Raw genomic sequence first — 19,591 nt, forward strand, 5'->3', positions numbered from 1 at the left:
TAATTCCTGTATTGCTAAATTAGCAAAATCGCTTACTCATTTTTGCCTTATTACAAGTTAATGCAAAAATTCATTATTAGTTTATTAGTTTATTAGTTTATTAGTTTATTAGTTTATTAGTTTGAGTTTGCCTTAACATAAGTTATCCAAAGTTGCGTGCAAATGTGAAAAGTAAAGCTATCTCTAATGGCGCGGAAGGCTCGCATCGAGGAAAAATGTACTATGGCAGAACGCAAATGGAGACAATAGAAGATGGGACATAAATCTGGATTGAAAAGAATCTAGCCCAGACTCAATCTGACAGGCACCAAGCACAAAGTGGGTAGCTGTCAGATCAGGTATAAATTAGTACACTTTAAAATAACTCTACTGACGAGCGTTGCTTATGGTATTCCTGAAGAAGAATATAAGCATTTTGTGGTGGTGTAGCTGCTTGTAAGTTAGCAAGGTACTGTTTAGGTTGAGCTATTTCATCGGCTTCATACTGAAAGTAAGTATCTTGAAGGCCGAATGTAAACCAACTTACTATATATTTTCCGCTTTTATTGTTACACACTTTGAAACCAACCTGCTTACTATACTTTTTGGAACCTTGCTCTACACATTCACCAATTGGTAGTGCTGAATAATCTTTGCTGATCATTCTCTCTAAGCCGCTGACTTGTTTAGTAAGTAATTCTATAACATCAGCACGGTCATCATCATCAAGCGTGATGCCATTGATATCCCAGTACTCGCCAATACTTCCATCTTCGTACATAGCAAGGTAGCTTTTAACGCCGTTCTTGGAGTAGAAAGTTACCATTTTTACGTCCACTCGTTGACCTGGGAGTAATTCAATTCTAGTGGATTTAATTTCTAGTTTATCCAAATGTCCGCTCATTGGATCTGCAGCTTTAGTTGCTTCAATATCCTTTTGTTCTTTTCTGCGTGCAGTTTCAATGGCCTTCTGTTTATTCATATGATCTTCATACTCTTGAGCCGTTGCGAATCCCGCCTCAGTTGCAAGTTCTTCTTGGGTAGGCTTGGTTACCACTACAATAATTGCAATCAGAGCAACTAACACGCTGCCACCGATCATCGCTTTCTTACGAACTTCAGGGCTTAATTTCTTCATACCCCAAAGCATAATCATCAATATACCAAGTGGTGGAAATGCAATACCAACAATTACTTTTACAATGTTTTTTAGCTTTGACATTTTTGTTTCCTGGATAGAAAGTACTAAGAGCTTATCTTGTTAACGGTATGTTGCTCCATTAAATGGGCGTCATTCCTTTTTTTGCGTCGAACGTTGTGTTGCTCTGTAAGCTCCTTTCAATTTCACTGCAGTTTTTAAAGTATTTAGCATCAAAATTTAAAATTCCGCCTTTCTCCGTCCAGTTTTGCGCAAGATTAATGATAATTAGCACTCCTTTCACTTTTCGAATAATAATCGATATTTTCAAGCTTTTGTTTTAAAAGAACTTACTTAATATGAGTTTGGCTTTATAGCCATTTAGACGTCTTTCCGCGCTTCCAATCACTTTTCCGCTCTTATGCCTTCCTAGCCAAAAATATGGCATTTACATAACTTTACGAATGCAAAGAATGTAAATTAAATGCAAATGCTAACAATTATCACTTATATTCCATCCCGAATTTAGCAGTGGTCGCCGGTAACGGCAGTAATGGGTCATTCGTTTAGTTTCTCAATAAATATAACGAACTTAAGTTCACTAAGAGAAATTGAATACCTCATTGAAATATTTGGAGATAACGGAATATGTTTTTTAAAAGTCACCTGACTTTATTGATTGGCGCAATTCTAGCTGCGCCAGTTGTTCAAGCACAAAACGAAGTTCAAAACACAGCCTCAGAAACAGATGAGCACATGGTTGTTACAGGCCGAGATTATGGCTTTAAAGTTGATACCAACTCGACAGCAATGCGAGTAGAAGCAACACAACTAGAAACTCCGGGACAAGTTACTGTTATCGATGAGCAGCTTATCGATGAACAACGTGCAAGCACATTAGGTGACGTACTGAAGAATGATTCCAGTATTTCAGCTGGCGGCGTAAGCCGAAACCGCGAGAGCTTCTCGTTACGTGGCTTCTCTCTAGACAGCGGCAGCGGCTTCTTACGAGATGGTAAGCAGCATTGGTCTCATTATCGCCAACCAATTGAATTATTAGAACGCGTTGAAGTATTAAAAGGCCCTGCTGGTTTGCTTTACGGTAAATCTGCACCAGGCGGCCTTGTGAACATGGTGTCTAAAAAACCGACCTACGAAACACAAGTACGCGTAAGCCAAGATATTGGTTCAAATAATGAATCTCGCACTATTGCGGATGTGAGTGGTTCATTAAACGATGCACAAACATTACGTGCACGTGCCGTTGTTTCTAAGCAAAGTTATGACTCATGGCGTTCATACAGCGATGGCAGTACGCCTTCGACTGAACGTTTTGTGGGTGGTCTATTTGTTGATTACGATATAAACGACGATGTAACTGTGTCTTTCCATTACGACAAAACGAATGACAACGGCAGCGTTGATTCTGGTGCTTACATTGTTGACGGTAAGCCAGTACTTGGCCGTGATTTCATTTGGGATGCGCAATGGTCAAACATTGAAAACGATGTAGAAAATGTTGGGTTCGATGTTGCTGCAATACTATCAAGCGTATGGAGCATTAAAGGTGGTTACAACCATCAAGACTTCGAACGTCATGATACCGAAAGCTTCTCTAAACCCGATACGTATAACGCGGCAACGGGTACTTATGAGTACCAAGGTTACGATCGTTGGGATAACTGGCAGTTTGATACCGCTTACATCGATTTAGTGGGTGAGTTTGATGCACTGGGTGTAAGCCACCAAATGCTGATAGGTGCAAACTGGTTAGGTTACTACTATTCAAGTCAGCGCGATTCAATCAGAGGGCAAACAGCGACAGTAGGGCAGCCGCTTGAAAAACCATCTGGGTTAGATTACCACAATGGTAAAAAAGGCGATGCGACCGAGCGTGATTCATACGGTATCTACGTACAAGATATGATTACGTTCAACGACCAATGGCAAGTACTTGCTGGTTTACGTTTCGACCGTGAAGAAAATGATACAGATACGTACAACAATGTTTTACCTAAAGCTGGTGTGATTTATCACCCAGCCTCGAACGGTTCGATTTACGTTACGTACTCTGAAAGCTTTGAGCCAAAAGATCCGATTGATGATGATCAAGATATCAACAATGGTAAAGCATTAGACCCTGTTAAAGGCCGTTTATACGAGCTAGGTTCTAAGTGGGAATTGATGGACAACCAGCTGTTCGTATCGGGCGCAGTGTTTGAAATTACTCAAGAAAACAAAGTGATCTCTCAAGATATCACTAACCCTGATTTCGAATCTGAAACAACGCAGGCGGGTAAACAAGTTCACCGTGGTGCTGAATTAAGCACTATGGGTTATGTAACAGAGGCCTTTTCGTTAAGCGGTTCAATGACTTACTTAGACGCTGAAATCCAAGACGAATTTGATGCTTCTATTGATGGTAACCGTCCTGCTGATGTTCCTGAGTTCTCTGCTAACGTGTGGACGCGTTACTCGTTTGAAAATAACACAGACGTAAACCTAGGTGCTATCTACGTGGGTGAGCGCTTTGGTGATGAGAAGAACACATACAAAAAAGATGCTTACACACGTTTCGATGCAGGTGTTGCACATACCGTTAAGTATGATGAGAATCTAGACATTATTGCTCGATTCAATGTTGAAAACATATTCGACAAAGAATACCTAGCGGGTGGCAGTCAAACAAAGACCGTGCTTGGCGAAGGTCGTAACTACATGGCAACGCTTCAGTTCCGTTACTAGTTAAATGATATGGGGGAAAGTTAACGCTTTCCCCTTTTTCCGTTTTTTCTTATTAATACTCACTCTACTTAGAGTGCTTTTTTATTTTTACTCTTTATACAATGATTGATGAACGCTATGAACATAATAAAACCTACTTTGGCATTCTTAGCACTCAGCATTACAGCGGGTGTTCATGCTAATAGCCTTGATGCCGCTCGTGCAATTGAAAGCAAAACAAACTTAACCTCTTCTTATAGCCAGCAAAAAGTCGATCGCAGCGCTGAAGCTGCACTCACGATGAAAGCTGAAATAGAGCAGTTACAGGAAGAGGTCAAAAATCTGGCTGTTTATCGTGATCATTTAGCGCGTTTGGTTGATAACCAAAACCAAGAAACAGCAAGTTTAAACCAGCAAATTCACGGTATAAAAGAAACACGTCAGGGTGTTGTACCGCTGATGTATAACATGATCGAAGGATTAAAGACGATTGTTGCCCAAGATAAACCCATTAAACATCAGCAACGTTTAGCGCGTATCGAAAAGTTAGAATTGATGATGGGTAAAGCTGATATTAGTGATGCTGAAAAATACCGCCGTATTTTAGAAGCGTATCAAATCGAGATGGATTACGGCACTAAGTTGGGCGTGTATCAAGGTCAAATTGCTTTGCCGGATCAGCAAAACATTGAAGCTGATTTACTTCACCTTGGTCGAATTTCATTGGTTGCACGTAGCCTTGATGGAACGCATTACTGGGCATGGAATGAACAGCAACGCCAGTGGCAGGGGTTAAGTAATAGTGATTCCTCTTCAATAGATAAAGCCTTCGCAATCGCAAGTAAGCAAACAGCGCCAAGCCTTATTACGTTACCTGTTTCTGTAAAGCTTGCCGCATCAACTAACGAAGAGAGTAAGTAAAAATGAAAATGAAAACGTTAGTTGCTGCATTATGTTTATTCAGCTTGCCTTTTACGGCATCTGCTACCTCAACATTAGTGGATGCAACGCAAGAAGCCCAACGTATTCAAGGTGCGCATAATGTGCAACGGGAATCGGGTTTTAAGCAAACAGAACAATCTATTCGCGCCCAGCGTGATGCTTTGATCAAACAGCGTGTTCAGTTGCAAACTGAAACCGACCAACTAAGCCAAACATTCAGTAAGAATGAAAATAACCTAGCGATATTAGAAGAACAATTGCGTTTAGAAACGGGCAGTTTAGGCGAACTGTTCGGTGTGGTTCGACAAGCCGCTAAAGATTTACATCAAGAGCTTGAGGCATCGGTAACCGTGGTGGATCGTGCGAAATACGCCCCTGTTATTGATCAAATAGTCGATGCAAAAGCACTGCCATCGATGGTTCAGCTTAACGGTTTATGGTTAGGCATGGTTGAACAAATTGAGGCAAGCGCACAGCTGGCATCCGTTTCTGTTCCGTTCATTAATGCTGATGGTCATCAAGCTAACATCAATGCCTATCGTCTAGGTAGCATGGGTCTGATTGGTGAACAAGGTTATCTAGCATGGAATGGTGATCGCATTGTCGCTAAACCGTATTTGAAACAGCCTGTAAATGGTCCGGTTTTATCGGGTTTAGCATCGATGTCGCAAGTGGGCATTATGTCTGTGGTGGTCGATCCTTCACGTGGCGTCATGCTTGAACAGTTAGCGAATGCGCCAGAATTGAAAGATCGTTTAGAACACGGTGGGGTTGTGGGTAAAGTGATTTTAGGGTTACTTGCGATTGGTGCCATTATCACCTTATTCCGCGGATCGAAACTCTTCATTATTCGCCAGAAAATAAAAGCACAGCTTAAAAGACCCAATGAGCCGGGTAATAACCCACTAGGCCGCATATTGAACGTGTATAGCCTTGGCGTAAACCAAGCTGACTTAAATATAAAAGAACAGCCACGTAGTGTCGAAGCATTAGAATTACGTCTTCTTGAAGCTATTGTTGATGAACAACAAGAGCTCGAAAAAGGGCTGTCTATGTTAAAGCTATTGGCGGCATTGGCACCAATGTTAGGTTTGTTAGGTACAGTTACTGGCATGATTGAAACATTCCAAGTTATTACTCAATTTGGTAATGGTGACCCGAAAGTGATGGCTGGTGGTATTTCAACGGCATTAGTTACAACGGTGCTTGGTCTTATTTCTGCTATGCCATTGTTGCTTGCACACAATATTCTGAGCACTCAGGCAGATGCTGTACGCAATATTCTTGAAAAACAGGGTATTAGTTTAGTTGCAGAGCAAGCTGAAAAAGTAGGAAGCGCAGCGTAATGGAATCGAGTCTTTTTGAAGCGTGGTGGTTTTCGCTATCACACTTCATGGATCAAGGTGGCCCCATTTTATTATGGTTAGCTGCCACTGTTGTACTGTGCTGGTTGTTAGTTGTCGAGCGAGTCATATTCCTATATTGCTATTACCCTAAACAGAAAAGGGTGTGGCTAGAAAAATGGCAGCAGCGTGACGATCAAACCTCTTGGTATGCCCATGCAATTCGCAGTGGTTGGTTGAATGAAGCACGTACTGCACTGAATCAAAATTTGAACTTGATAAAAGTGCTGGTGGCGATTTGTCCAATGCTTGGTTTGTTAGGCACGGTAACAGGTATGATTTCAGTCTTTGATGTAATGGCAACACAGGGCAGCAGCCAACCACGTTTAATGGCATCGGGTATTTCACTAGCTACTTTGCCGACAATGGCGGGAATGGTAGCGGCACTAGCGGGGATGTTTGTTCATGCGCGTTTGGCAAAAGCCTGTTATTGGCGTGAATTGAAGTTAGAAAAATTATTAAGGAGTCAGCAATGAGATTAAGCCGTCCATCTTCAGCCCGTGAAGAAGCACAAATTGATATGACTTCAATGCTCGATATTGTTTTCATCATGCTTATATTCTTTATTGTAACGAGTTCATTTGTGCGCGAATCAGGCGTAGAAGTGAACCGTCCGCAAGCCAGTAATGTGGTAAGCCAGAAAGATGCGGGTATTTTTGTTGCGGTTACATCTGCGAATGACATTTTTATTGATAAGCGTGTAGTTGATGCTGAACGCGTACAAGCAGTACTAGAGCATTTGTTACTTGAACAACCAGACGCTTCATTAGTGATTCAAGCCGATGAACATGCGTATAACGGTACTGTGGTTAAAGTAATGGATGCGGCAAAAGGGGCGGGTGTGAAGAATATTGCACTGGCTGCGGAGAAGCGTTAATGGCATCAGATTCAGTATCAGCTAGAACATCTGTTTCGGTATTTCAAACCGGAGTATCTCAAACACCGGTATTTCGCTTAGTGTTAGCGTTGCCTATTTCGATATTTGTCGCGTTAGGTTTGTTTACGTTTATGGCATGGATGGTCGATAACGGCCACCAAGGTTCACCAGAACAAAGCCAGAACCTCGCGTTTGATATGGTGATGGTTGAACAAGAACAAGATGCGCAGCGCCGTCAGCGAACAGTGCCAGAAAAGCCTGAAACCCCAGAACCGCCACCTGAAGCTGTACCTAAAAGTTCACAATCTGCGACTTCAACCCCTGTGCCATCAATGCCGAATTTAGGATTAGACACTGCGGTTACGGGGCTAGCCATTAATTTACCGACCTTTTCTGACTTTGGTGCAAATCAACAAGCGATGCTTTTATACCGTGTTGAACCGCGTTATCCTGCACGGGCTATGAAGCAAAAAGCAGAAGGTTATGTTGTTTTGTCGTTTACGATTGATCCGCAGGGGCGTCCTACAACAATTGATGTAATTGATGCTAAACCGCGAAGGTTGTTTGAAAAAGAAGCTGTTCGAGCCCTGCGTAAATGGAAATATCAACCAAAAGTCGTTGATGGTAAATCAATCGCACAAGTCGGTCAGACGGTTAGATTGGAGTTTAAGATAAGCCAATGATCAATATGAAGAAAGTCGTTATTGCCCTCACTTTAATGCTGTGCATGCAAGTTAATGCCAGTGCTGAAGAGTTGTCTCAATTTACAGCCGGCAAGGTGCAGCGTGCACATAATTTACAGCAAGAAGAAAAACTGAATGAAGCCATCGCTGTATTGGCTGATTTAAACCCGAGCCGATCTTATGACAAAGCGTTTGTTAATCGAATGCTGGGTATTTTCTATTGGCAGAAAGGTAATACAAACAAAGCCATTCAGAATCTTACATTGGCCGTCAACAGTAACCTATTAGTCGATGAGCAAGCATGGGTAACTCAACGCATGCTTGCCGATATTTTATTATCAGAAGAGGCGTTTAAAGCCGCCTTACCGCATTATTACGCGCTCACTCATGCGATACCTGAATTTCAAAAAGCGGATGAATTGTGGCTTCGTATTGCGCAAACACATTATCAAATTGAGCAATGGCCTAAAGTACTAACTGCATTGAAACGCCATGGCGTATTCAGTAAAAAAGCAGAAATTCAGCCATTGACGATTAAGCTTGGAGCTCAGTTACAGCTCAAAAAGTGGAAAGCGTCGATTCCGACTTTAAATGCTTTGATTTTACTTGAGCCCAATAAAACCGTTTGGTGGCAGCAGTTAGCGGGAATTCAATTGCGTATTGGGTGCTCTAACGATGCATTAGATACATTGGCATTAGCGAAACATCAAGGCGTGGCGTTACGTCAGCAAGATTTGAAAACATTGGCTCAGCTTTATGCCCAACGAGGCATTCCAGAACGTGCCGCACAGATCATCAATGAACTAGAAAATGCGTACAGTGATGCCAAATTATTATCTGACCAAGCAATGTATTGGCAGGTAGCAAAGGAGTGGGATAAGGCGATAGCGGTGTGGTCGAAAGCAGCACAGCTAAACGCTAAATACCGTTGGGAACTCGCGCAGTTGTTATTACAAGAAGGGCATTACCATAAAGCCTTAACAGAATTAGAACGGGTTAAACGTAAAGATAAACAAGCAGATGTTGAATTGGCAAAAGTTCGGGCTTATTACAAGTTAGAGAACTTTGATAAGGCGATTATTCATGCGAAACAAGCGAATAATATCACCCCATCTTCGGCATCGAAAAGTTGGGTTAAGTACCTAAGTCAGATCCGTAACATGCAAAGCTAAGCGTTAACGCGACGCTTGGGTAAGATGAAAATAAGAACGGCAGCCTTAGGGTTGCCGTTTTAGTTTGCTTTTTATTCGTTACAAGTTGGAGGGAAACGCCGCCAAAGTAAATAATGTAAATTGAATGCCAATGAAAACGATTATCAATTAAGTTGTGTGCACTCAATATACAACGTCACGATGCAGCTGTTTACATGTCATCAAATAATAAAACGATGTTAAAAAATAAAGCCGTTCAGGTTTGGGCTCGTCGCCTACATATTTACATTTCGATGGCTTTGCTATTAGTTGTGCTGTTTTTCTCTGTGACAGGAATAACGCTAAATCGCCCTGAAATTTTCGTGAAAAGTGAACCTGATAGTCGTGAACAGGTACTTTCATTGCCTGCTGATTTATTCCAGTCCGTAAAAGGTCCATTTGTACCTAATGAACCTGCGATTGTTGACTACCTAACTAAGCATGCTCAGCTATCTGGTAAGCCCTCTGCGCTACAAGTTTTCACTGAAATAGAAGATGGAGAGCTGATCGAAGGTGAGATCTCTATGGACTATAAAGGACCAGGTTATAACGTTGCTGTATTTATCGACATGTTAGCAAGAGAGGCGGTTGTCGAGAAATCACATTATGGATTGGTTGCCGTTCTTAACGATCTTCATAAGGGGCGAAATAGCGGTGATGTGTGGAAGTGGTTCATCGATATTACTGCGTTATTGATGGTGCTTTTTGTGCTCACCGGCGTGTGCTTACTTGTACCAAAGAAGAAGACGTTCAATACCGCAATTAAATGGACGTTGTTTGGCTCAATTATATCGTTGCTGATTTTCTTTGTTGCTGTTCCTTAATATCAAAAAACGTAATTTGGTAATGATTTTAAAAGGTTTGTTATGTCATCTGTTTTTTCTCAAAGAATTAAAAAAAGTCGGCTTATAGCTGCATTTGCTTTGGTATTCCCCCTTGTTATACAAGCTGCCCCTATTCCTGAAAATGCAAAGATAGAGGTTGAGTTTGAGCTTCCTAAAATAGATACCGCCATGTACGCCCGACCATATGTTGCTGTATGGATTGAAGATGCGAACCGTAAATCAGTACGAACCGTTGAGTTATGGGTGGGTAAAGACGAGTGGCTAAAAGATTTACGCAGCTGGTGGCGAAAAGTGGGTCGTTATGATCGTGAACTGGTTGATGCAGTTACATCGGCAACCCGCCCGGCTGGTGAATATCGCTTTGTATGGGATGGTTTAGATGACCAAGGTAACCGTGTAGAGCAGGGTGACTATACCTTTTATGCTGAAGTTGTTCGTGAACATGGTGGTCGAAATTATTTACGTCAGAAGCTGCAATTAAGCAATACCGCATTTGTTCATAAGATTGCGCCAACAGAAGAAACTGGCGATGTCTCGATTAGTTATAAAGTGCGTTAACTCATTTTTTATTTACCGTACTCAAAATTTCCGTAACAAGCAATTTAAGTAAGGGACTCGATAAAAGTTGCTTACGTGATTATCAAATTAATGAATTAGAGAAAACATGATGCTTACTAATAAAAAGCTTAAAGCGTTAACCATGGCTTGTACTGTTGTTGCAGGTTTAGCGGCTACTGCAACTGCGAATGCACACCCTCGCTGGGTATTACCTTCACACTTTACAGTGTCGAAAGAAGGTGGTGATTGGCTAACGTTTGACGTTACAGCGTCACACGGCACGTTTGTGTTTGATAAGCCTGCAGGTAGTGAATCAGCGCAAGTAGTAATGCCAGATGGTCGTAAAGAGCGTCCTAACTTTGTTATTCGCGGAAAACGTCGTTCAATCTTTGATTTCTATTTTGAAGAAGAAGGCACACACAAAGTTCAAATTAACAATGTGCCAAGTTACTACACACAATACAAAGCAGGTCGCCGCGATACAGTGAAATGGGCACCAGCCAATAAAGCAGAGCGCGATACATTATTGCCAGAAAAATCACGTGATGTTGTTACCCAACTTAGCTTTACGCGTGCCGAAAGTTACATAACTGTAGGTAAGCCAACTGACAAAGCATTAGAAATGGATGGTAAGTACCTTGAATTACTGCCTATTACACACCCTTCAGATATTGTTGAAGGTGAAGAGGTTAGCTTCCAGTTTTACTTCAATGGTGAACCTCAGCAGGGTGTAACAGCAGAAATTACACGTGAAGGTACGTTATACCGTAATCAACAAGAACAGATCGATGTGATCAGCGACAACGAAGGCAAAGTAACCTTTACACCAGACGTTGCAGGTCGCTATTTGATGAAAGCGAACTATAAAGGTGAGTTGAAAAACAACCCATTAGCAGATACTGCAAGCGTGAATGTTCACTTTACGTTCGAAGCCATGCTGAAGTAATTCTGTTTATTGATAACCTAGCTAGCGTACAGATGCGCCAAGCTAGGTTATATATTTTTTATCAAAGTTATTTATAAAACGTATTTATAACAATCGTTATAGCGATTAATAGATTGTTTATAACGTTGTTGAGGTTTTCATGAAAAAACACATCGGTCTGTCACTTTTATCTTTCTCTGCACTGTCTTTATCTGTCCTTTTTTCGTCTGCGGCAAGTGCCCATTTCCCTTTAATGACATGTTGGTTTGAAGGCGACAAAGTCGCTTGTGAGGCGGGCTATAGTGACGGGAGTAAAGCAATCGATTATGACGTCAACATGTATGATTACGATGATAACTTGGTCGCGAAAGTGACGACAGATAAGCGTTCAATTGCTGAATTTACCAAGCCAGAGTCAGATTTCTATTTAGTTTTTGATGCTGGGCACGAAAACCCTGTTGAAGTGGATGTTGTCGAGATCTCAGAAAAATGATCATTCAAATGGTACGCAGTGACGATGGTGGTCGAGAGGGTAAATGGATAGCGTTATCCATTGCATTGATCCTCGCTGTTGCGACTTTATTGTTACCTTATCATCAGGCTGCAATAGCGCAACAAGCCGTAAAAAGTTATCAAATTTCGATTAAAGATCTTGATACCGAATCATTAGCGATGATCGCTGAACTACGGTTAGCACATGAAGAAATTCGCAACATTTACCAAGACGGTGTTGATTTTGAAAACCGTGAAATATGGGCTGACATTTCAGAACTTGAAGCCTTGTGGATTGCGCCCTTTATTCAAGATAAAAGCTGGGAACGTAAAGGTAAACATGCGTGGAGCAAAGTAGCACCTGCATTCTATCAAGGTATTCCTGAACTGGATTCTGGCACGGTATCGACCATTCTACATACTGCTCAGGCAGATCCTGATATTTGGCTGAATCTTTCAGGAACAGCGAAGCCTTTCATGTCTGCTGGTAGTCAATTAGACAAAGCGTGGTTAATGAATGCTGGTTGGAAGCAGGTCGTTTTTGCAAATGCAGCTAGCCATCAAGATGAACAAGCGCATTAACAACATGCATTTTGTTTTCAGTTAATCACATATGTTCTTTTCTTTTTAAGAAACACGGTAGTGACTCATGATTTCCAAATTTATTAAAGCGGCAACGACCGTTATTTTCGTTTTAGGTGCAAGCCTAGTACATGCGCAAGATTCTACTCAGAATGCTATTCCGGATTTTTCGAATAACCAAGGCAACGATAAGCTGACCATTGGTATTACACTTCAACCTTACTATAGCTACGTTAAAGCGGTTGTGGGTGATAAAGCGAATGTGCTGCCATTAGTTGATGCTGGTTTTAACCCTCATAACTATTTACCACAGCCGAATGACCTGCGCCGTTTAAAGCAGATGGATGTGATTGTCGTTAACGGCATTGGTCATGATGATTTTGCTCTTAAAGTGATAAAAGCAGCCAATCGTGATGATCTTATCGTAATCGAAGCCAATAAAGATGTACCGCTATTGCCTGCACTGGGTGAATCGGTGGGAGACGGCGCTGTAAATCCCCATACGTTTGTTGGCCTTTCGACAACCATTCAAAAGGTTTACACCATTGCCAGTGAACTGGCGAAAATTGACCCAGATAATGCACGTACATATCGTAAAAATGCCCGCACTTATGCAACGCAATTTCGCATGATGAAACGTGAAGCGATGTTGACCTTGGGTGATCTTGATACTGCAGGTATGAAAGTAGCCACAACACATAATGCCTATGGTTATATTCTGCAAGAATTTGGTGTCGATGTCGCGACAGTGATTGAACCTGCGCATGGTGTCGAGCCGAGTGCAAGCCAGCTGCAAGGTACTATTGAGAAAATTCGCGCATCCGGTATCGATGTTCTTTTCTATGAATTGAATATGCCTAATCGATACGTAGAAACCATTGAAGAGGCAACGGGTGTTCAGCTATATCGTTTTTCTCACATGACGCATGGAGAATATGAAAACGATAAAGTTGCCATTGAAATGAAAGAGAATTTAACAACATTGGTTGAAGCAATGAAATTTGCCGCAACGAAGCAAGGAAACTGATTGTGGGTCCAAGTATTCGTTTAAACAATGTTGGTCTGAAATATGGCGATAATGTGATTTTGCAGGGAATTACCCATCAGCTTAAAGCGGGTCAGTGCCATGTTGTAATGGGGCCTAATGGTGGTGGCAAAACATCATTATTACGCTCTATTCTTGGTCTAACCCCGTTTAGTGGTGATATTCAAATTGAATGGCCAAAACAAAAAGGCACGATTGGGTATGTTCCGCAAAAAGCGACGTTTGAATCAAGTTTACCTTTTACGGTAATGGATTTTATTCTGCTTAACCAAAGTCGTAACCCTCTGTTTTGGCGTAAACGTAAGAAAGAACAAGATTATGCCTTAGTGCAACTTGATCGCGTGGGCATGGCAAGCCGTGCAGAGCGTCGCATGGGGCAACTTTCGGGTGGTGAGCAACAACGTGTGCTATTTGCCCAAGCATTATTAGATAACCCTGATTTACTGGTTTTAGATGAACCAACAACTGGTATGGATGAACAAGGTGTGCGTTACCTTGAAGGTTTGATCCATGAATTAGTGCAAGAGAACAAAACAATTCTAGCAGTGCATCATGATGTAAGCGCTGTTCGTCGCTTAGATGGACATGTGCATGTTGTGAATCGCCACCTAGTTGATAGCGGTTCGGTTGCTGAAGTATTAGTACCAGAGAAAATCGAGCGTTTGTTCAACCATTACAGTATTCAGCCAGCACCAATGGTTGAATCTGAATCAGTTAAAGAAAACCAGAAGGAGGTCGCGTAATGGAATATATCCGTTTATGGGCTCAACTGGGTGTTGATGCGGGCTGGCTTAGCGACAGCTTTTCCTATTCATTCATGGTGAATGCTGTTGTTGCCGCTTTATTGTTGGGCCCGCTGCTTGGTGGGTTAGGCACTCTTGTTATCGCCAAGCGTTTAGCCTTCTTTTCAGAAGCAGTAGGGCATGCGGCATTAACTGGTATTGCATTGGGTGTATTACTGGGTGAGCCACCTGAAAATCCTATTATTGGCTTGTTTTGCTTTTGTATGATCTTCGCTCTGTTACTGCATTTCGTACGAAATCGTACCAATGTGCCATACGATACTCTGGTTGGTGTGTTTTTGGCATTGGCGCTAGCAGTTGGTGCTGCATTACTGATGTATGTGGCACGCAAGATTAATATCCATATGCTTGAGAATGTACTGTTTGGCTCAATACTTACTGTGACTGATTATGACTTATTGATATTAGCCGTAAGTTGCGCGCTAATCGTCTTGGTGTTAATTCCAACCTTCAACCGCATTTTACTGACTTGTATTAGCCCTGATATTGCCCGAGTACGTGGATATGCCACTAACTTTTATGACTATCTGTTTGTGATGATGATTACATTAGTAACCATTGCGTCAGTAAAAATTGTGGGTGCTGTATTAGTGGGTGCTCTGCTATTGATCCCCGGAGCAACAGCACGATTGTTAACGAAAAATATGGGCAGTTTTGTATTGATGTCTGCCTTATTGGCCACGATAAGTTGCTTAATCGGTACTGTATTACCAATGGAATTAAAACTGCCTGTTCCTTCTGGTGCGGCAATTATTATTGTGTCGGCTTTCTTCTTTTTAATTGCAACCTGTTACCGTATCGTTCGCAAGGGATAACTTAACGTGTTTTACATTCCAATGAAAAATCGTCTAATTAAAACAACTGTCTCGCTTTTAGCACTCAGTACTCTTTTAACTTCTACGATTGTGAAAGCAGACGATATATTAACGGCAACGCCCGTTACGTATATGTTGGCGACTGAATTAACCAAAGGCACTGAAATAACCACGCGTTATTTACCGCCAAAACGTTATGGTGTTTCTCGCTTACCTAATTGGTTTAGTGGCAAAGGTGCAGCATCAACAGTGAAAGCAGGTGAAAAAGCCACTGTGGCAATAACTCTAGGGGCTATTTGGCCACAAGATGCATTGTATGTTCATGCGAGGCAAGGCAACATCGGGCTAATTGAGATCGATGCATCACAAGCTATTTCGCCAAGGGCGCAGGGTGTTGCTGCATTACGTCTTGATGATGGGCGTATGTCATTATTTGCATGGTTGAACCCAGCTAACCTAACGAGAATGACCGCGATTGTAAGCCAAGACTTACAACGTGTTTGGCCACAGCAAGCTAAAATAATCGAGAAAAATCAGCAGCAGTTAATGATTGCTGTTCGTCAGTTAATCAACAAGCAGCAGCAAGTACTTATCGAAAAAGAAATCGATTCTGTTGTTTTATTGTCTGAAGAGCTAGAAGATTTTGCATCGGGTAATCAGTTGTTTGTTGTTGAGCGCCTTACAAAGCCAGAGCTTGAATGGACTGAAAATGATAAGCAAACACTTATCAGGTTAATGAATGAAGATGAAACCTTATGGTTGTTAACCTCTAAAAAGGTGAGTAAGCAACTGCAAACAATCGCCCCGAACCCAGAGCGAATCATGGTCATTGATAGCGTAGATCGTTGGGGAGGAAAGGGCATTACACCTAGCAACCCACTTGAGCGCTGGGAGCTAAAGCTGTAGCCCATTAGTCAAAACACTGCGTATTTAAAGCCCATTATCAATGTTAACGCATTTAGATAATGGGCTTTTTGGTTTATACCCAAGTTACCTCAAGATGCTCGTTTCAGCGAGAATTTATTGGGCTCTAGGCAAGACGCTCATTTATAGACCTAGGGTTCTACGTTGAAAATGAGCAACGTCGTATAGAGCCCAACAAAACTCGCCCTTCGGGAGTGATTCAGCGTATCTACTTCTGTGTCAAATGTGTTTGAAAGGGAATGCCATTCCTACACACATTTTCCTTGAATTAAATACGCTGAGATCACTCTGAATCCTGCATCTTGAGGTAGCTTGGGTATATATATCATCAAAAATGTGCGCTGTTATAACCAATACATTGATCTACTTAATGATTTTTGCTGTTTACCATAATGTTTGATAGGTCGTTACATACATATTTGTTATGGTATGTGAAATTGTGCAACTAAACGTGATGAGTCTGGTTTTCTATACTTTATGGGCGGTAGCATGGAAAATTATCGGTCTAATGGGCTGATTACACCGCTATGATGTACACCCGCTACATGGGTATAAATTTGCGTTGTTTTTATATCGGTATGCCCGAGTAATTCCTGAATATTTCGAAGGTCGGTTCCTGCTTCAAGTAATCGTGTCGCGAAAGAATGCCTGAAAGTATGGCATCCTGCTTTTTTGACGATGCTTGTTTGCAGTAGCGCTTTTCGTACATAGCCTTGAAGTGTTCTATCCATCACGTGGTGTCGCATTTTTCTATCGGAACGAGGATCAATGCTTAGCTTGTTAGCCGGAAATAAATATTGCCATCCTAGACTTTTACTCCGTGCAGGGTATTTACGCGCAATAGCATTTGGCATGTATACATTGCCAAAACCATTATTTAAATCTTCATTATGAAGAAGCTGCACCTTATTGATTTGAACTTTCAGCGCATCATGCAATGATCGAGGAAGTAAACTTTGTCGATCTTTATCGCCTTTACCACTTCTTACCGTTAATGCACTATTTTCGAGGTCGAGATCTTCAACCCTTAATCTAAGGGCTTCATTTAAGCGCAACCCACTGCCATACATTAATTGCGTTGCAAGCTTAAAAGGGTAGGGAATATGATTAATAACATCAGTAGCTTCTTGATGAGTAAATACGGTGGGTAATTTAGATGGCTTTTTTGAACGTTTAAATTTCAACTGAGCAGTATCTTGCTGTAAATATTCACGGCAAAGAAAGACTAATGCATTAAGCGCAGTTTTTTGTGTATTGACCGTAACATCAAGCTTCAACGTAAGGTGTTCGAGAAAACTGGCGATATCGTTAGTACTGATTTCATCCATCGAACGGTATTGATTAAATAAGATGAATCGCTTCACCCAGTGTAGGTACGTTTTTTCTGTAGCATAGCTAAGCCCTCGCACTCGTATGAAAGCGGTAAATTTTTGTAAGAACTGGCTAGATGTTGAATTCAGCGGTTTAGGTATGTCCATAATGCCTGTCTTTTTATACAGTAATGGAATTAGAGTAGAAGTTACTTTTCACTTATTCGAATACACGCCTTTAGCAATGTACTGATTTTTGAGGTAAATCTTATTGTGAAAAAACATTGGATAAATCAATTACATAATTACGTGATAAAAATCATGATATGCGATGCTTGATCGTATATTTATTACTCTTTATCGGATGAAATGTGAAAGTTGTTTTTGTTTAGATGTACATAGGTAAGAAAGTTCAAGAAGGAATATACGAGCAAGATACACGCGATCTTTGTTCGTTGAATAAAATGTTAACTGCTTCTCGGTTTAAATTAGTTCACCGATACTAGCTCTAATGTCTGCAATTGTAATAAACAGTTTGTTATCAGCGTCTTTGAATGCGGTAAAACCGTATTTTTCATAGAAATATTCAGCGCCATCTTTTGCATCAACAATAACAACAGGGAAGGCCACTGTTTCACTTGCCATTAATAGTTTTCTAAGCGCATCAATCAAAAGCCACTCACCGAAACCTTGACCTTTGTATCTATGGTCAACGGCTAAGCGGGCAATCAAACCACCAGAAGTTACACTGTGATGTTTCTTTTGTAATTTAGAAGGTAAAGCCTGAATATCAATAGGTGTCATGGTTAATGTGTAATAACCAATAATATGTTCAGGACATTGTTTATCCTCAAGAACAAAGGTACGAGTATTGTCTTTCTTAGCTTGTTGGCTTGCCATAACTTTTAAGTAATTATTGAGTGCGGTAATACCACAATCAAAGCGATTTCGGTCATGTTTAGCTTTTTCTAATTGGACAGTATTCATTATTGAGTTTTATCCATATAACGTGAAGCAGCTTTTTGTAACTTGCTATTTGATTTAGCTGGTTGATCTAACGCAGTCATTAACGTCATAGCATCTTGTTGACTTAGTTGTAGGGCACGTTCACGTTCCATAATAGTTTTAGCTTTTTCTACAGCTGCACTAAGCACAAATGAGTTAATGCTAGACATACCGGCAATAGCCGCAGCTTGAGACAGTAGTTCTTGTGTATCAATATCTACACGTGCTGTAATACGAGGTAATGCAGTAGCCATAATAATCTCCATTCAGTGTCAAAGTGGCACAAGTGAATTGTAGTTTAAATATTATACGCTGACAAGTATTGTGTCACTTTGGCACGCAGTTAACAAATGCATCAACACGATTTGCTACATTCGGCATTCTAGGTTTCTTTTAGTTTACCAAATTTAGGCTTAATCTGCATGGTAGCAAACGTGTTATGCAGGCGTTATGCCAATCACTATTTAATTATGTGGTTATAAGGAGTAAAAGTGCTTGAAAATTCAATAAAGGAATCAGCTGAAGCTGTTGAGGTTGCTTTAGCTACAGTAAAACTAGAAATGGAAAATATGAATAGATATTGCGCTTCACAGGCTGAAGTTATCCGTTCTTTAATTTCTAATGGAGAAACATTTCAACGAGCTAATGAAATCTCAAGTGACATCTTAAATGGACATATAGAACGAAATGTTGAAGCATATAAAAACTGGCTTGAACTAAATAGAAAACTTAAAGAGTTATTAAACGAGAAATAGGGTATTTATGGGTAATTATAATAATTTTGAGCCAGACTTTGTTTCTAGAACAATTGATCTTATTGAACAATATTATGCAATGATCGAGCAGTTGGAGGTTCCATTTGAAAAACAGTTCAACTATACATTAACACTGAATTGTTTACTCGGTCTTATTGTTATGCCCAAAGAGCGAGAAATACGCTGCGTTCCAAACACTCGTCTAACTGCTGACTTTAAGAATGAAATGGGTCTTAATCGTTCCATACTTCCTGACTCTCAAACGACTTTACGTAGATTAATAGAGATGATGAGGCATTCCGTTGCACACTTTGATATTGAAGTAGAGTCAACAGATGAACACAATTTGGTTAACTTTGTTAATTTTAAAGATACTGCTTCTAAAGAGGTCTACGCGCGCTTCAGTTCAGATGAAATTTTACCATTTTTAAAGTTTTATGCAGAACGTTTAGTTGAGAATATTCATCAAAAACAACAGTATCGCGAGTTGGCATAACAAGGCAATCAAGGTGATGCGTTACACTCGGCGGTTTTGGTTTGGAGTTCGGTGTGCTTTGCTGGTTCTGTGGGGCACACCTTATTGCTGGCGTTAAATT

22 protein-coding genes are annotated in these 19,591 nt (G+C 40.9%); 18 read left to right on the forward strand and 4 right to left on the reverse strand.

Annotated features, from left to right (window positions below):
• Positions 1-355 precede the first annotated feature (355 nt).
• Positions 356-1,201 (reverse strand): hypothetical protein, encoded by an 846-nt coding sequence (locus C9J47_RS04570; protein ID WP_107252437.1) that lies wholly within the window; start codon positions 1,199-1,201, stop codon positions 356-358.
• 564 nt (positions 1,202-1,765) lie between these two features.
• Here C9J47_RS04570 and C9J47_RS04575 point away from each other — a divergent pair.
• The 16 genes from C9J47_RS04575 (at position 1,766) to C9J47_RS04650 (ending at position 15,907) form a co-directional block, all read left to right on the forward strand.
• Positions 1,766-3,862, forward strand: a complete 2,097-nt coding sequence (locus tag C9J47_RS04575; RefSeq protein ID WP_107252438.1) for a TonB-dependent siderophore receptor — start codon at positions 1,766-1,768, stop codon at positions 3,860-3,862.
• Positions 3,863-3,979: 117 nt separating this feature from the next.
• Positions 3,980-4,762 carry a DUF3450 domain-containing protein gene (locus C9J47_RS04580; protein WP_107252439.1) on the forward strand — a complete coding sequence of 261 codons (783 nt, stop codon included), beginning with the start codon at positions 3,980-3,982 and terminating at the stop codon, positions 4,760-4,762.
• Positions 4,763-4,764: 2 nt separating this feature from the next.
• Entirely contained in the window at positions 4,765-6,129 is a 1,365-nt protein-coding gene (locus C9J47_RS04585) for a MotA/TolQ/ExbB proton channel family protein (protein ID WP_107252440.1), read from the forward strand.
• Positions 6,129-6,662, forward strand: a complete 534-nt coding sequence (locus tag C9J47_RS04590) for a MotA/TolQ/ExbB proton channel family protein (RefSeq protein ID WP_107252441.1) — start codon at positions 6,129-6,131, stop codon at positions 6,660-6,662. The genes C9J47_RS04585 and C9J47_RS04590 overlap by 1 nt, the downstream gene beginning before the upstream one ends.
• Complete coding sequence (locus C9J47_RS04595) at positions 6,659-7,063, forward strand: ExbD/TolR family protein (protein WP_107246177.1); 405 nt, start codon at positions 6,659-6,661, stop codon at positions 7,061-7,063. Before C9J47_RS04590 ends, C9J47_RS04595 begins: the two co-directional genes overlap by 4 nt.
• On the forward strand, positions 7,063-7,746 hold the full coding sequence (locus C9J47_RS04600) for an energy transducer TonB (protein ID WP_107252442.1): 684 nt from the start codon (positions 7,063-7,065) through the stop codon (positions 7,744-7,746). Before C9J47_RS04595 ends, C9J47_RS04600 begins: the two co-directional genes overlap by 1 nt.
• 5 nt (positions 7,747-7,751) lie before the next feature.
• Positions 7,752-8,918, forward strand: coding sequence for a tetratricopeptide repeat protein (locus C9J47_RS04605; protein WP_107252710.1), 1,167 nt, complete (start codon positions 7,752-7,754; stop codon positions 8,916-8,918).
• Between the two features lie 194 nt (positions 8,919-9,112).
• Positions 9,113-9,760, forward strand: coding sequence for a PepSY-associated TM helix domain-containing protein (locus C9J47_RS04610; protein WP_245903284.1), 648 nt, complete (start codon positions 9,113-9,115; stop codon positions 9,758-9,760).
• Between the two features lie 42 nt (positions 9,761-9,802).
• The gene (locus C9J47_RS04615; RefSeq protein ID WP_107252443.1) at positions 9,803-10,339 is read left to right on the forward strand and encodes a DUF2271 domain-containing protein; all 537 of its coding nucleotides are present in this window, start codon (positions 9,803-9,805) and stop codon (positions 10,337-10,339) included.
• A 109-nt stretch (positions 10,340-10,448) separates the two neighbouring features.
• Entirely contained in the window at positions 10,449-11,285 is an 837-nt protein-coding gene (locus C9J47_RS04620; protein ID WP_041395838.1) for a DUF4198 domain-containing protein, read from the forward strand.
• Between the two features lie 139 nt (positions 11,286-11,424).
• Entirely contained in the window at positions 11,425-11,757 is a 333-nt protein-coding gene (locus C9J47_RS04625; protein ID WP_011221268.1) for a hypothetical protein, read from the forward strand.
• Positions 11,754-12,338: a DUF6162 family protein gene (locus C9J47_RS04630; RefSeq protein ID WP_107252444.1), complete on the forward strand. Its 585-nt coding sequence runs from the start codon at positions 11,754-11,756 to the stop codon at positions 12,336-12,338. The genes C9J47_RS04625 and C9J47_RS04630 overlap by 4 nt, the downstream gene beginning before the upstream one ends.
• 67 nt (positions 12,339-12,405) lie before the next feature.
• Complete coding sequence (locus C9J47_RS04635; protein ID WP_107252445.1) at positions 12,406-13,365, forward strand: metal ABC transporter solute-binding protein, Zn/Mn family; 960 nt, start codon at positions 12,406-12,408, stop codon at positions 13,363-13,365.
• Positions 13,365-14,126 (forward strand): metal ABC transporter ATP-binding protein, encoded by a 762-nt coding sequence (locus C9J47_RS04640; RefSeq protein WP_211321699.1) that lies wholly within the window; start codon positions 13,365-13,367, stop codon positions 14,124-14,126. Before C9J47_RS04635 ends, C9J47_RS04640 begins: the two co-directional genes overlap by 1 nt.
• Entirely contained in the window at positions 14,126-15,001 is an 876-nt protein-coding gene (locus tag C9J47_RS04645) for a metal ABC transporter permease (RefSeq protein ID WP_006229498.1), read from the forward strand. Before C9J47_RS04640 ends, C9J47_RS04645 begins: the two co-directional genes overlap by 1 nt.
• A gap of 21 nt (positions 15,002-15,022) precedes the next feature.
• On the forward strand, positions 15,023-15,907 hold the full coding sequence (locus tag C9J47_RS04650; RefSeq protein WP_245903286.1) for an ABC transporter substrate-binding protein: 885 nt from the start codon (positions 15,023-15,025) through the stop codon (positions 15,905-15,907).
• 515 nt (positions 15,908-16,422) lie between these two features.
• Here the strand turns inward: C9J47_RS04650 and C9J47_RS04655 are convergent.
• The 3 genes from C9J47_RS04655 to C9J47_RS04665 all read right to left on the reverse strand — a co-directional run bounded on the left by C9J47_RS04655 (position 16,423) and on the right by C9J47_RS04665 (position 18,494).
• A complete protein-coding gene (locus C9J47_RS04655; protein ID WP_107252448.1) occupies positions 16,423-17,403 on the reverse strand; it encodes an integron integrase in 981 nt (326 codons plus the stop codon).
• A gap of 315 nt (positions 17,404-17,718) precedes the next feature.
• Positions 17,719-18,225 carry a GNAT family N-acetyltransferase gene (locus C9J47_RS04660; RefSeq protein ID WP_211321700.1) on the reverse strand — a complete coding sequence of 169 codons (507 nt, stop codon included), beginning with the start codon at positions 18,223-18,225 and terminating at the stop codon, positions 17,719-17,721.
• Entirely contained in the window at positions 18,222-18,494 is a 273-nt protein-coding gene (locus C9J47_RS04665; RefSeq protein ID WP_107252450.1) for a type II toxin-antitoxin system TacA family antitoxin, read from the reverse strand. Before C9J47_RS04665 ends, C9J47_RS04660 begins: the two co-directional genes overlap by 4 nt.
• 237 nt (positions 18,495-18,731) lie before the next feature.
• Here C9J47_RS04665 and C9J47_RS04670 point away from each other — a divergent pair, with 237 nt between their 5' ends.
• Complete coding sequence (locus C9J47_RS04670) at positions 18,732-18,995, forward strand: hypothetical protein (protein WP_107252451.1); 264 nt, start codon at positions 18,732-18,734, stop codon at positions 18,993-18,995.
• A gap of 7 nt (positions 18,996-19,002) precedes the next feature.
• On the forward strand, positions 19,003-19,491 hold the full coding sequence (locus C9J47_RS04675; RefSeq protein ID WP_107252452.1) for a HEPN family nuclease: 489 nt from the start codon (positions 19,003-19,005) through the stop codon (positions 19,489-19,491).
• The last annotated feature ends 100 nt before the right edge of the window (positions 19,492-19,591 follow it).

Source organism: Photobacterium indicum, assembly GCF_003026215.1.
GTDB lineage: Bacteria > Pseudomonadota > Gammaproteobacteria > Enterobacterales > Vibrionaceae > Photobacterium > Photobacterium indicum.

Bases quoted from the DNA above. Each gene is read 5' to 3' on its own strand.
- C9J47_RS04570 (WP_107252437.1), bottom strand. From the start codon at position 1,201: ATGTCAAAGCTAAAAAACATTGTAAAAGTAATTGTTGGTATTGCATTT.
- C9J47_RS04575 (WP_107252438.1), top strand. From the start codon at position 1,766: ATGTTTTTTAAAAGTCACCTGACTTTATTGATTGGCGCAATTCTAGCT.
- C9J47_RS04580 (WP_107252439.1), top strand. From the start codon at position 3,980: ATGAACATAATAAAACCTACTTTGGCATTCTTAGCACTCAGCATTACA.
- C9J47_RS04585 (WP_107252440.1), top strand. From the start codon at position 4,765: ATGAAAATGAAAACGTTAGTTGCTGCATTATGTTTATTCAGCTTGCCT.
- C9J47_RS04590 (WP_107252441.1), top strand. From the start codon at position 6,129: ATGGAATCGAGTCTTTTTGAAGCGTGGTGGTTTTCGCTATCACACTTC.
- C9J47_RS04595 (WP_107246177.1), top strand. From the start codon at position 6,659: ATGAGATTAAGCCGTCCATCTTCAGCCCGTGAAGAAGCACAAATTGAT.
- C9J47_RS04600 (WP_107252442.1), top strand. From the start codon at position 7,063: ATGGCATCAGATTCAGTATCAGCTAGAACATCTGTTTCGGTATTTCAA.
- C9J47_RS04605 (WP_107252710.1), top strand. From the start codon at position 7,752: ATGAAGAAAGTCGTTATTGCCCTCACTTTAATGCTGTGCATGCAAGTT.
- C9J47_RS04610 (WP_245903284.1), top strand. From the start codon at position 9,113: ATGTCATCAAATAATAAAACGATGTTAAAAAATAAAGCCGTTCAGGTT.
- C9J47_RS04615 (WP_107252443.1), top strand. From the start codon at position 9,803: ATGTCATCTGTTTTTTCTCAAAGAATTAAAAAAAGTCGGCTTATAGCT.
- C9J47_RS04620 (WP_041395838.1), top strand. From the start codon at position 10,449: ATGCTTACTAATAAAAAGCTTAAAGCGTTAACCATGGCTTGTACTGTT.
- C9J47_RS04625 (WP_011221268.1), top strand. From the start codon at position 11,425: ATGAAAAAACACATCGGTCTGTCACTTTTATCTTTCTCTGCACTGTCT.
- C9J47_RS04630 (WP_107252444.1), top strand. From the start codon at position 11,754: ATGATCATTCAAATGGTACGCAGTGACGATGGTGGTCGAGAGGGTAAA.
- C9J47_RS04635 (WP_107252445.1), top strand. From the start codon at position 12,406: ATGATTTCCAAATTTATTAAAGCGGCAACGACCGTTATTTTCGTTTTA.
- C9J47_RS04645 (WP_006229498.1), top strand. From the start codon at position 14,126: ATGGAATATATCCGTTTATGGGCTCAACTGGGTGTTGATGCGGGCTGG.
- C9J47_RS04650 (WP_245903286.1), top strand. From the start codon at position 15,023: ATGAAAAATCGTCTAATTAAAACAACTGTCTCGCTTTTAGCACTCAGT.
- C9J47_RS04655 (WP_107252448.1), bottom strand. From the start codon at position 17,403: ATGGACATACCTAAACCGCTGAATTCAACATCTAGCCAGTTCTTACAA.
- C9J47_RS04665 (WP_107252450.1), bottom strand. From the start codon at position 18,494: ATGGCTACTGCATTACCTCGTATTACAGCACGTGTAGATATTGATACA.
- C9J47_RS04675 (WP_107252452.1), top strand. From the start codon at position 19,003: ATGGGTAATTATAATAATTTTGAGCCAGACTTTGTTTCTAGAACAATT.